The organism is Flavobacterium sp., assembly GCF_036405015.1.
In the GTDB taxonomy this organism is placed as follows: Bacteria; Bacteroidota; Bacteroidia; order Flavobacteriales; family Flavobacteriaceae; genus Flavobacterium.
In genome coordinates this window covers 1-11756 of sequence record NZ_DASWYK010000190.1, presented here as the reverse complement: position 1 = coordinate 11756, position 11756 = coordinate 1, and the positions used below count along the sequence as shown (strand labels likewise).

Below are 11756 nucleotides of genomic sequence, written 5' to 3'. Positions count from 1 at the left end.
AATGCTGGACTAGTTTTAGAACCTTCTAAAAAAATTAAAATTGAAGGAAATGTTTTTTACCATAAGATAACCAATCAGATAAATAGTATACAAGTTGCTACAGGTACGAATAATCGAATTATTTATACGTATCAAAACTTGCCCGAAGCTGTCAATAAAGGATTTGAAATTGGTCTAAAACTTAGTCCCATAAAAAATCTCGAAATAAGTGCGGGATATCAGTATTTAATCGCTCAGGATTTAAGTGTCAAAGACAGTATTAGAGCTGGAAAATGGCCTTATAATCAAAACATTCATGATCCTGCAACAGGAAACTCTTATAAACCAAGACCAAAGGATTACTGGGGAATCGAAAACCGATCACGCCATATGGCCAACACAGCGATCTTTTACCGTTACGAGCCTTGGAAAATTAGCGCAAGCGTAAGGGTAAATTTTAGAGGAAAATATCCCTTTGGAGACCGAAACGGAAACCAGTTTATAGACAAGTACGACATCTTTGTAAAAGACTATTGGCTGACCAATGCCAGTCTTGAAAAGCGTTTATTGAATGATCATCTCAGTATTCGTTTTACTGCCGATAATATTTTCAATTATACAGATCCTCTAATGCCTGGACAGCCCGGAAGAATACTTCTTGGAGGTTTAAGTTACCGTTTCTTTAAAGATCACAAAAATAACTAACATTAATAATTTCCAAATGAAAACAAACAAAGTAGTTAAAAAATGCATGTGGCTTATACCACTTTTTATCGCGGTTGTGATAACCTCATGCAGCAGTAATGAAGAAGATACATCGGCTTCACTTGCCGATGGTAAAAGTACTGTGATAACAGATCTGGCAGGAGATACAGGAGCCTCAATGGGTGGTAATACAGATGGTAAAGAACAAAGAGGGTTTCATACTTTTTTATTTCGTTTCAGTGATCAAAAACAAATATGGCTACACACAAAGGCAGATTCTTTACAATACATGAAAACAAATGACTGGGATATTGCTTTTACAGGACCTTACAATAGTGAAGTGTATGTCAATAACTCAAAATATCAATACAATCCGGGATTTGAAGGACCCGCAAATAACACGGCTGTAGTTTTAATTAATGAAGATTATAAAAATGTAATACAGGCACCATCTGACAACGAATTCGCTGCAAGTGAAATTACCAAAATCGGATGGTCTTCTTCTGCAAGTTCTGCGGGATGGTTTTATTACAGTTTGAGTAGTCATATTATGCAGTCTATTCCGAACAGAACTTATGCTATCAAGCTTCCGAACGGAAAATATGCAAAACTGCAACTCGTAAATGCATACAAAGGAAATCCGCCAGCTGTAACCGATTTAAACTGGCCAGCTCCCTATTTTACTTTTAGATATTATGTACAAAATGATGGAACCAAAAATTTAAATACAAAATAATAATCCAATGAAAAAAATTAAACTTTCAATACAGAAAATACCACACACCGTATTGACTCTTTTTCTAATCGCAGTAACATTATCAGCATGCTCATCTGATGATAAACCTGCAGAAGAAAATGGAAATGGTGAAGAACCAGGCACTGAAGTCCCAAATAACACATTATTTAATAAACTTCTACATGTAAAAAATTATCAGGGAAGTACTTCTGATGATAATCCAACCGCTCCTTCTGCAACTTTATACTATAGTTTAGAAGAAAATAAGTCTGTTGATGGTTCTTATAAAAAAACAAAAAAATGGGACTTAGCTTTTGGTGGACTTTATGCCAGCTTTTTGTCTGGAAATAATGGAACTAATACGCAAAACAATGGTTATCAAGCAGGTGGTGTTGGAGGAATTACAATTGTTGCCAAACCTTTTGACGAAGTAGTAGATATTCCTGCTGATAGCGAATTTAAAACAGGAATCGACATCGTCGGAACTGATGATGCTGGTGCTTTTGGTAACGGAACAGGATGGTACTTATACGATTTTGATGGTGTAGTAGTAAGCGACGGAACAAATCCTCAAAAAGCACACGTAGCTTACGCACTTGGAGATCCGCTTAAAATTAGAAATGGAACTACTATTCCTGCAAGAACTGTAATTCTTAAAACGGCTAATGGAAATTATGCTAAAATTAAAATGATTTCTGTCTATAAAGATGTTTACACTTCATCAGAATGGTTCAAAGATACGCCTCATATGTACTACACTTTTGATTATGTGATGGTGCCAAAAGGAAGTACCAAATTTGAAATTAAATAACCAATCCAAATAATAATCAATGAATACTAAAATCAATAAATTTAAAACACCATTACTTTTTACTGCTTTTGCATTATTTAGTCTTTTAACTTCTTGTGATAACGAAGAAGACAGATGGACAGATGTAAAAGAAGATGATGTTACAGAAATTGTAACCGATTTAGATGCAAGAAGAATTATTTCTTTTAAAGTAATAAACCCAGGTGAAAGTCAAGCTATTTATAGTGCTGTAAACAATCTAGACAGAACTATAACGGTTTACCTACCTTCTTATTATGAATATGAATATCTGGAAACTTCTATAGCTTTGCCTGAAAAAACAACTATCTCTCCTGCAGCGACAGAGCTAGTTCCTGTATTTGCAAAAACGCCGTTTTTATATACTACAAAAGCAGCAGATGGATCAACAGCTATTTATACTGTAAAAGTGGTAATTCAACAGCCAAAATTAGTTTTAAATGAATTATCTACTGAGACAACTACTTTGTCTGTACCAGTGGCAACAACTTTGCAAGTAAAAGGAGAAAATTTCATTCCTTCTTATGAAGTTACAAAAGTATATGCTGTAGATGCACAGGGAAATAAAAAATGGCAATTTCAGCAGTATAACGATGGATTGGACCTTTTTACTTTTTCTGGAAAATATTCTTTTGGAGCTTTACCTGCAGCTGTGACTTTAGAGACTAATACTGACTATTGGATACAAATGGAAAGCTATAATCTGACAGCAAAAATGAAATATCCAATCAGAATTACAAAATAGAAATAAAAAATGCCTGTCTTTTCTGCTTAAGTAATGAAAGAAGCCCAAATTAATCTATTAAATATATCATTATGAAAAAAATAATCTTATCATTTTTAGCATTAGCTGCTATTTCAATTACATCATGTAGTACAGACGAACAAACTGTCGATTCTCAGGGAACGGCGAAAGCACAAGAACAGCAGGTTACAAATAAAACTGCAAAAACAGCTTTAGAAGAAACTTGTGTAGCCACTTCAACATCAGTAACAGTTAATAGATGGCAGGCTCCATCATCTGTGGATTCAAACTGGACACCAGTAGCAGCAACTATTGGCAATGTAAATGTACAGTGGGAAGGTATTTATGGTGCATCAATACGCCCTGTAAACAATACTGATCATTGGTACGTTGGAACAGTAGAATTAGATTCAGAATGCGAATTCTGGAATACATGGAAAAGTAACATTGATGTAAAAAATGCTAATCTTGGTGCTGCACCAACTGATAAATATAATGTTTTAGGTTACAATGGAACTATTTCAGGAACTAACTATGGATTAGGATATTACTCTTATCTTCTTAGTAATCACACCATGACTCCTGAAAAAGCTATTGTAATCTGGAAAGCAGTAGACACGGTTCCTGCAAGTCTTAATTCGCAGTCAATTACTAATCCTGCAGCAGCAACAGAAGCTTATTTAGTTACTGTGAGTACTGTAACTCCAGGATCTTCAAGTAGTACAATTAGTTATACTTGGACAAGAGTATTGTAATTATAAAAGTCTAAAAAAAGAAACATGGGATTACGAAATAATTAAAAGTACTGCAGTAAAGCTTGACCGGCGTCTCTGCAAATTACAATTATCATCTCATTACCCCATGACTATCAAACAGCTTTTTGAATTACTGTGAGCATTGAAAACAGGCATTTTAAAAAATATTAAAGCCCATTTAGCAATAATGGCAAAATTAATAAAATAAAATCATTTAAAAATTACATAACCAATACAATCATGAGTAAAAAAAACAATACCAATATATTTTCAGTTGGATTACTTTTTTTATCAGTACTATTTTTTTCGTGTGACACAGAATATATTGATAAAGTAAATACAATTCCAGGCGATGTTATAAAGGTTTCTGGCTACACCCAAATTGAAACATTCTCTTTTAAAGATTCTGAGAACAATACAATCAGCGCAGCAATTACCGATGCAAACATTATAGTTACTTTGAGTACGAATACTACAATTCCAACAACAATTAAACCAGAAATAGTGCTGGGAACTGAAGCTACTATTTCGCCAGCTTCTGGTGCAGAAATTGCTTTTAAAGATGGTACTGAGTATACTGTAACATCAAAAGCAGGAACTACAAAAAAATATACTTTAAAAATAGATTTTAGACAAGTTGAGCCTCAGACATGGACATATGCAGCTCCAGAAACCTATACAAAAGGTTCATTGCAGAGATTAGTCAACATTGCGACTGGTGGCAGTACGAATGGAGTTGAAAATTTGTGGTTAAGTCTAGAAAATACCAGAGTGTACCTAGTAGCTGCAACTGATCAGAAAACGGAATATACAGCAGAAATCGTTCATTTAGGCGGACCATTAGGAACGTCAGCTACTACACCTTTTATCAGTTATGGAATTTATTATTTTCTTCCTGAGGATATGCCTGTTGGCACTTATGATTTACGTGTGAAAAATGGGAAATATATCCTGCAGAATGGAAGTGTAGAAAACAGATTTAAAGTTAGTGTTATTGACCCTACTTTATTTAGTGCTGAGTTAGTTGGATCTCCTGTTCAAAAACAGGGAGGAGATACTTTCGAAGTACGTGGTGCCTTAATGAATACGGTTACCTCTGTTATAATGTATAACAGTACAGCCGCAACAGTAACTTATCCTGTCGAAATTGTAAGTTCGTCTACCTATAAAATAGTATTAAAAGTTCCTGCGGGAACTCCTGCGGGGACCTACAACAGAATGAGATTTTATAGAGGTACTGCCAATACTCTGACTGCTTTTACTGTGACAGTAAAATAATAATTCAGGAATTCAAAAACCTGATTTACATCAAAAAAGCCTTTAACTTTTAAAAAGTTAAAGGCTTTTTTAATTTGAGCTCACCAGAAACAATTTAGAACGATTTACTATTCTCATATAAATTATTCTATAATATCACTAAAATGCAGAATATTTTTCAACGAAGAACTCAGATTTTTTTTATTGATTCCTCTTGATTCGAACAGCCAAAAAACAATTCATTATCAATAAATTACACAATTAACTTCATAATTCTATTAGATATTGTAACTTTAGGTCTAAGGAATATTAGATCGAGAAAGTATTTTAAAACAACTCATTTTTCTTTTCTTAATCTAGATTAATCGACAGACTTCTGGGTCTTGTCTAAGTTTGTAAAAGAAATTTAACAACAAGAAATATTAAAATTTATTAATCTAAATCAAAAGAAAAATGAGCACTATTAAAACACAAGACGGAACAGAAATTTTTTACAAAGATTGGGGAACTGGACAACCAATAGTTTTTCACCACGGATGGCCTTTATCAAGCGATGATTGGGATGCACAAATGATGTTTTTCTTAAAACAAGGTTATAGAGTTATCGCGCATGATCGTCGTGGACATGGTCGTTCTGGTCAAAGTTCAGAAGGAAATAATATGGAAACTTACGCAGCTGACGTTGCAGCTTTGACAGAAGCTCTTGATTTAAAAGATGCAATTCACGTAGGACATTCAACAGGTGGCGGAGAAGTAATTCGTTATGCTGCAAAATATGGAAAAGGACGTGTTGCGAAAGCAGTAATCATTAGTGCAGTAACCCCTATTATGATTCAAAATGAAAATAATCCTGATGGCGTACCCTTATCTGTTTTTGATGAAATAAGACAAGGAACAGGATTCAATAGATCACAATATTTTTACGATTTCCCAATTCCGTTTTACGGATGGAATCGCGAAGGACAAACAGTACAAGAAGGAATAAAACACAATTGGTGGCGTCAGGGAATGATGGGTTCTGTATTGGCTCATTATGAAGGAATTAAAGCTTTTTCTGAATCAGATTTCACAGAAGATCTTAAAAGTTTAGATATTCCGGTTCTTGTATTGCATGGAGAAGACGATCAAATTGTTCCTTACAATCAAGCACCAAAAGCGGCAAAACTTTTGAAAAACGGAAAATTAATTTCTTATCCTGGATTTCCTCACGGAATGCCAACTACAGAAGCAGAAACAATTAACAAAGATATTTTGGCTTTCATTAAAGAATAACTTTAAAAGGAAAGAAAAATGAAGTCTGTAAAAAAAAAAGCGATTGCAGACTTCATTTTTAAAAGTAAAAATTAAATATACAAATTACCACAAATAGAAAATATGGAAACGATAAAACTAGAATTAGACGAAAAAAAACATGGAGCTTTTAATCTTTATGTTGATGACAAAAAACAAGGAGAAATGACGGTAAGTCTAAAACCTGATTTACTTACTGTTTATCATACAGGAGTTGAACCAGAAGCTGAAGGAAAAGGTTATGCCAAAAAACTTTTGGATGAAATGACATCATATGTTCGTGCTAATAATTTGATGGTTTTACCGCTTTGTCCTTATGTTCACGCACAATTTAAAAGACACCCTGAAGAATATCAGGATATTTGGAAAAAATAATTTCAACTCTTTTAAAATTAATTCAAATACAAAACTTATGAATACTGATATATTAACCGACGGCGTACCTTTAAACGAAGCCAAAAAAGCTTTAATTCTAATTCACGGACGTGGAGCCAGCGCTCATGATATTCTTTCAATTGCAAAACATCTCAAAGTAGATGATTTTGCTTTGGTAGCTCCCGAAGCAGAAAACAGAACTTGGTATCCGTACTCTTTCTTAGCTCCTCTTAACGAAAATGAGCCTTCTTTTTCAAAATCTTTAGAAGCAATTCATCAAGTTGTGGTCGCTATTCAGCAAAACGGAATTGAAAAGGAGAATATTTATTTCCTTGGATTTTCACAAGGCGCTTGTTTGGCTTTAGAATTTACTGCTAGAAATGCTGCAAAATATGGAGGCGTTGTCGCATTTACAGGCGGGCTAATTGGCGATAAAGTATATGAAAATCATTATTCAGGGAATTTTGAAAACACACCTATTTTCATAGGAACAAGTGATCCTGATTTTCATGTTCCAGTAGAAAGAGTAAATGATTCAGAAACTCTTCTGACAAAAATGGGTGCAGATGTTACCAAAAAGATTTATCCAAATATGGGACATACTATTAGTAAAGATGAAGTTGATTGTGCAAATGCCTTGATTTTTAATAAAAAGCAATGATTACGATAACCCGAGTTTACAGTGATTCCAACGGCGAAAGCCATTTTGAGGACTTCGAAGTTCAGTTGAAAAACAATGGCGATATCGGATTTTTATCTGATGATGAACCTGTAAAATCAATTGTTTTTAGAGAAGTCAAACCTTCTTATGATTATGATTTTCATAATGCCCCAGATCGTCAATATATTGTTTTATTGGAAGGCGGTGTAGAAATAGAAACTTCTTTAGGAGAAAAAAGAAAATTTGAAACTGGATCTATTTTATTGGTTGAAGATACCACAGGAAAAGGACATAAAACTAAAAACATCGAATCCAAACTTCGAAAATCAATCTTTATAAAATTATAAACAGCCGGCAATTTGTCGGCTTTTTCATTACTATTATTTGGATTATTTTTCTAAATAAAAGACTTCAAACTTTAAATTACGACACATTATAAAACGAAAACTTCAAATAAAAATCAAAACACTAATAACCAATTATTTAAAACATAAAAACATTATTTAATTATTGCTTTAGAATATAAATTAGAGGTTTCTTATTTCTTAATCTAGGTTAATCGATCCAGAGCTATAACGGGTGTAAATTTGTAAAAGAAATCAAAGAGAAATCAATAACAATTTAATATTACAAATACCATGGAAAATAAAATTTTAGGCTTACACCATATTACTGCAATTGCAGGTGATGCAAAAAGAAACTTCAACTTTTACGCTAACATATTAGGATTACGTTTTATCAAAAAAACAGTCAATTTTGACGATCCAGGAACGTATCACTTTTATTTTGGTGATGAGGTTGGAAGTGCAGGAACGATCTTAACTTTTTTCCCTTGGGGAGAAGGAATTCAACAAGGAAAAAAAGGTTCTGGAATGGCTACAGAAATTGGTTATTCTGTTCCAAAAGGAAGTTTGGATTTCTGGCAGAAACGTTTCGAAAAATACAATGTAATCTACAATAAACCAGCTGAGAAATTTGGAGAAAAATATTTGACTTTCTTAGATCCAGATGGTTTAAAATTAGAATTAATTGAATCTAAAACCGAAGATAACAGAAAAGCTTGGGAAACTGATGAGGTAAAAGCAGATGTAGCCACAAAAGGTTTTCACAACATTACTTTGACTTTAAACAATATTAAACCAACTGCTGCGATTTTAACCGAAATCTTTGGTTACAAATTAATTGACCAAGATGTAAACCGTTACCGTTACGCTACAGATGCTGTAGAAAACGCTGCCATTGTTGACTTAGTAGAATTAGCAGATGAAAAACGTGGTCTTAATGCAAACGGAACTGTTCATCACGTGGCTTTCCGTGTCAAAAATGATGAAATTTTAATGCACTTCCGTGAAAAAATCGAAGATTACGGATTGCAAATTACACCACAAATTGACAGACAATATTTCCACTCTTTGTATTTCAGAGAACCAGGAGGAGTTTTATTCGAAATTGCAACTGACAATCCAGGATTTACAGTAGATGAAAGCTTAGAAGAATTGGGTAAAAACTTAAAACTTCCAGCACAATACGAACCTCAAAGAGCGGCTATTGAAAAACATTTGGTTAAAATTAATTAATTATAAACTGGCTTATAATCTAAAACAAACAAGAACAGGTTTTAAGACAGTTTCTTCAAAAATCTTAAACCATAACTATTACATTAATAAAAAGGCTTTCTAAAAAAAGCCTTTTTTTGTACTTTTAAATTAACATTATAAGAAAACAGAATTCATGCAAGAAGATATACAATACTATATGCGCCAATGTTTAAATCTTGCCAAAGATGCTTTAGAATCAGGTAATCCGCCTGTTGGTGCTCTAATTGTTTTAAACGGAAAGATCATCGGTAAAGGCACAGAATCGGGAAAAACAACTGGAGATATTACCAATCATGCTGAAATTTTATCTATAAGAGATGCTATACAAAATGGATATTCAGATCAACTGCATTTAGCGATTATGTATACAACCCATGAACCTTGTATAATGTGCTCTTACATGATACGTCATCATAAAATTGCTGAAATTATTTATGGCTCATCTGTTCCGTATGTTGGCGGATTTACTTCAAAATTTAATATTCTTAATACAGAAGATGTTCCAAAATGGGGAAATAAACCTAAAATTAACAGTGGAATACTAGAAGATGAATGTAACTTACTTACTGCCGAATTTGTAAAACGTCTAAGCAAATAAGTTTCATTCATTTACAATAAAAATCCATAATAAATAGAATTTTACAACTTTCAAAATACAATAAAAATTGATTTATGTATTTACAGTTTGTACTTTTGCATTTATGAATGATAACTTTACAAATGAGTATTTTGGAATAGGAATACAAAATGGTAAAACGCCAGAAAACTTAGGCGTTTTATGGCGTTCTGCTCAAAATTTAGGTGCTACGTATATCTTTACCATAGGAAACAGATATGCCAAACAAGCTTGTGATACTCACGATGCAGTAAAAGCAATTCCTTATTTTCATTATGATACTTTTGAAGACTTTTTCGAAAATTTACCTAAAGGAGCAAGATTAGTTGGCGTTGAATTATCGGAGAAAGCTTCTGATTTGGAAACTTTTGAACATCCAAGACGATGTGTTTATATATTGGGCGCAGAAGATCATGGCTTATCCAAAAAAGTAATGGAAAAGTGTCATCATTTAGTAAAATTTAAATCTGAGAAAAGTCTAAATGTCGCTGTTGCTGGAACGATTGTTATGTACGACAGAAATTTGGCAAAACCACGTTCTTAATACAAATCAAAACAGTTCTGTAAAGGCAACCGTTAATTTTTTCTATTAAAATTTAGTACATTCTCGTTAATCTCATTTTGTCTTTTTACATGCTCTGCAGTAACATTGGTTAAGAATATATTTTCTACGGGAAGTTCTTTTTGTCCCTGAATTCTTGAAATAAACTCGACATTTGTGGCTTTCACATTTTCAAGATAAACATTTTTAATTGGTGTAAGTCTACGTTCAATTGTTGGAACCAAATCTTTCCATTGATATAAAACATCTGTTTCAATACCTAAAATTCCCTGATCAATTTTACCAGATTTTACATTCGTCATATAAATATTATTTACAAAACCACCTCTTCTTTCATTAGTTTTAATGAACAAAAGATGATTTAATTTTGCGCCTTCAGCAACAGTACAATTATCAATAAAAACATTTTCTATACCTCCCGAAAGTTCACTTCCTATAGCTACCAATTGATGTCCGTTCTTGACAAGGCAATTACGCATCACAATATTTTTAGAAGGAGTGTTTAAACGCCATCCATCTTGATTACTTCCCGATTTAATAGCAATTGCGTCATCTCCCTGATCAAAAACACAATTTTCAATCAACATATTCTGACTCATTTCAGGATCTACCCCATCGTTATTATGACCATGCGCATATACTTTCAAATTTCGCAGTACAACATCTTTTGACAAAAAAGGATGAATGGTCCAAAACGGACTATTTGTAATCGTAACACCATCCATGACAATATTTTCACAACGGTTAAACTGGATAAAGTGCGGACGGAAATTTGCTGTATCATTGACCATCTGTCTTTCTTTCATTGGTTTATTATAAGAAGCTAGATAGTAGAGTCTTTTTAAGCTTTCCATATGTGCTTTCGGACGAGCAAACCACTGTTTCCAAACATCCATTTTTGCTTTTAATTCACCTTCACCTGTTATGGCAATGTTTTTACACTTGTAAGCATAAATCAAAGGAGAATAATTGTAACACTCATAGCCTTCCCAAGTTGAATTTACTGCTGGTAAATAATCTTTTGGATCTTCCGAAAAAAGCAAAACTGCACCTTTACTTAAAAAAAGATTGACGTTACTTTTAAAATGAATTTTCTTTGTCAGCCATTCGCCTTCAGGTATTACCACAGTTCCTCCTCCTGCTTTACTAGCTTTTGCAATTGCTTTTGTAATGGCATCAGAAGTTTTTTCCTTATCTCCCTTTACAGCTCCAAAATCTACAATAGAAAATTTTTTGCAGTTACTAAAATTCGGAATTTTAATGACTGGCATTTCAAATGGTGCTTTTACGGTCACTTCCTCCAAAACTACAGACGAAGATGCTTTTTTAAAGGAGAAAAAAAGTACCGATAATACAAACAGTATACTAAATATTTTCTTTTTCATAATTCTTTCTATTAGACAGATGTTTTTATGTTTAATATTTCACTTATCGTATTGATAAAAAATATTGCATTTAATGTTTATAGAATTTCAAATCAATTAAATCATTCTGAATCGGTTTTGGGTTCCAGTTTTGATGAATCGCCAACGCTGCCCCAAGTGCACTCGCCTGCGCCATCGAAGCCGCATAAACCTCTACATCTGGAAAGGCCTCAGCCAATAAATTCATGTAAATAGAGTTTTTACTGAAACCCCCGTCCACAAAA

Annotated in this window: 14 protein-coding genes and 1 pseudogene; 13 read left to right on the top strand and 2 right to left on the bottom strand. The window is 33.3% G+C overall.

What is annotated here, in order from left to right; genetic code table 11:
* The 13 genes from VGE71_RS16310 to VGE71_RS16250 all read left to right on the top strand — a co-directional run.
* On the top strand, positions 1 to 684 hold a 684-nt coding region (locus VGE71_RS16310; protein ID WP_331139260.1), incomplete at its 5' end, for a TonB-dependent receptor domain-containing protein.
* A 16-nt stretch (positions 685 to 700) separates the two neighbouring features.
* Entirely contained in the window at positions 701 to 1420 is a 720-nt protein-coding gene (locus VGE71_RS16305) for an HmuY family protein (RefSeq protein WP_331139259.1), read from the top strand.
* A 7-nt stretch (positions 1421 to 1427) separates the two neighbouring features.
* Entirely contained in the window at positions 1428 to 2231 is an 804-nt protein-coding gene (locus VGE71_RS16300) for an HmuY family protein (RefSeq protein ID WP_331139258.1), read from the top strand.
* 19 nt (positions 2232 to 2250) lie between these two features.
* Positions 2251 to 2994 (top strand): hypothetical protein, encoded by a 744-nt coding sequence (locus tag VGE71_RS16295; protein WP_331139257.1) that lies wholly within the window; start codon positions 2251 to 2253, stop codon positions 2992 to 2994.
* A gap of 71 nt (positions 2995 to 3065) precedes the next feature.
* A complete protein-coding gene (locus VGE71_RS16290) occupies positions 3066 to 3749 on the top strand; it encodes a hypothetical protein (protein WP_331139256.1) in 684 nt (227 codons plus the stop codon).
* Positions 3750 to 3989: 240 nt separating this feature from the next.
* Complete coding sequence (locus tag VGE71_RS16285; protein WP_331139255.1) at positions 3990 to 5027, top strand: hypothetical protein; 1038 nt, start codon at positions 3990 to 3992, stop codon at positions 5025 to 5027.
* 432 nt (positions 5028 to 5459) lie between these two features.
* Positions 5460 to 6278, top strand: coding sequence for an alpha/beta fold hydrolase (locus VGE71_RS16280; RefSeq protein ID WP_144212259.1), 819 nt, complete (start codon positions 5460 to 5462; stop codon positions 6276 to 6278).
* A gap of 102 nt (positions 6279 to 6380) precedes the next feature.
* Positions 6381 to 6671: a GNAT family N-acetyltransferase gene (locus VGE71_RS16275; protein ID WP_144212257.1), complete on the top strand. Its 291-nt coding sequence runs from the start codon at positions 6381 to 6383 to the stop codon at positions 6669 to 6671.
* Between the two features lie 37 nt (positions 6672 to 6708).
* On the top strand, positions 6709 to 7332 hold the full coding sequence (locus VGE71_RS16270; protein WP_331139254.1) for an alpha/beta hydrolase: 624 nt from the start codon (positions 6709 to 6711) through the stop codon (positions 7330 to 7332).
* A complete protein-coding gene (locus VGE71_RS16265) occupies positions 7329 to 7679 on the top strand; it encodes a hypothetical protein (protein ID WP_331139253.1) in 351 nt (116 codons plus the stop codon). Before VGE71_RS16270 ends, VGE71_RS16265 begins: the two co-directional genes overlap by 4 nt.
* Before the next feature lie 291 nt (positions 7680 to 7970).
* Positions 7971 to 8909: a ring-cleaving dioxygenase gene (locus VGE71_RS16260; RefSeq protein ID WP_331139252.1), complete on the top strand. Its 939-nt coding sequence runs from the start codon at positions 7971 to 7973 to the stop codon at positions 8907 to 8909.
* Between the two features lie 154 nt (positions 8910 to 9063).
* Positions 9064 to 9528 (top strand): nucleoside deaminase, encoded by a 465-nt coding sequence (locus tag VGE71_RS16255; RefSeq protein WP_331139251.1) that lies wholly within the window; start codon positions 9064 to 9066, stop codon positions 9526 to 9528.
* Positions 9529 to 9631: 103 nt separating this feature from the next.
* A complete protein-coding gene (locus tag VGE71_RS16250) occupies positions 9632 to 10090 on the top strand; it encodes an RNA methyltransferase (protein ID WP_331139261.1) in 459 nt (152 codons plus the stop codon).
* A gap of 32 nt (positions 10091 to 10122) precedes the next feature.
* On the opposite strand, the gene VGE71_RS16245 is transcribed toward VGE71_RS16250, so the two are convergent.
* The gene (locus VGE71_RS16245; RefSeq protein ID WP_331139250.1) at positions 10123 to 11493 is read right to left on the bottom strand and encodes a glycoside hydrolase family 28 protein; all 1371 of its coding nucleotides are present in this window, start codon (positions 11491 to 11493) and stop codon (positions 10123 to 10125) included.
* Between the two features lie 70 nt (positions 11494 to 11563).
* Positions 11564 to 11756 (bottom strand): annotated as a pseudogene (locus VGE71_RS16240) (carbohydrate kinase); the annotation flags it as partial.

Bases quoted from the DNA above. Each gene is read 5' to 3' on its own strand.
- VGE71_RS16305 (WP_331139259.1), top strand. From the start codon at position 701: ATGAAAACAAACAAAGTAGTTAAAAAATGCATGTGGCTTATACCACTT.
- VGE71_RS16300 (WP_331139258.1), top strand. From the start codon at position 1,428: ATGAAAAAAATTAAACTTTCAATACAGAAAATACCACACACCGTATTG.
- VGE71_RS16295 (WP_331139257.1), top strand. From the start codon at position 2,251: ATGAATACTAAAATCAATAAATTTAAAACACCATTACTTTTTACTGCT.
- VGE71_RS16290 (WP_331139256.1), top strand. From the start codon at position 3,066: ATGAAAAAAATAATCTTATCATTTTTAGCATTAGCTGCTATTTCAATT.
- VGE71_RS16285 (WP_331139255.1), top strand. From the start codon at position 3,990: ATGAGTAAAAAAAACAATACCAATATATTTTCAGTTGGATTACTTTTT.
- VGE71_RS16280 (WP_144212259.1), top strand. From the start codon at position 5,460: ATGAGCACTATTAAAACACAAGACGGAACAGAAATTTTTTACAAAGAT.
- VGE71_RS16275 (WP_144212257.1), top strand. From the start codon at position 6,381: ATGGAAACGATAAAACTAGAATTAGACGAAAAAAAACATGGAGCTTTT.
- VGE71_RS16270 (WP_331139254.1), top strand. From the start codon at position 6,709: ATGAATACTGATATATTAACCGACGGCGTACCTTTAAACGAAGCCAAA.
- VGE71_RS16265 (WP_331139253.1), top strand. From the start codon at position 7,329: ATGATTACGATAACCCGAGTTTACAGTGATTCCAACGGCGAAAGCCAT.
- VGE71_RS16260 (WP_331139252.1), top strand. From the start codon at position 7,971: ATGGAAAATAAAATTTTAGGCTTACACCATATTACTGCAATTGCAGGT.
- VGE71_RS16255 (WP_331139251.1), top strand. From the start codon at position 9,064: ATGCAAGAAGATATACAATACTATATGCGCCAATGTTTAAATCTTGCC.
- VGE71_RS16250 (WP_331139261.1), top strand. From the start codon at position 9,632: ATGAATGATAACTTTACAAATGAGTATTTTGGAATAGGAATACAAAAT.
- VGE71_RS16245 (WP_331139250.1), bottom strand. From the start codon at position 11,493: ATGAAAAAGAAAATATTTAGTATACTGTTTGTATTATCGGTACTTTTT.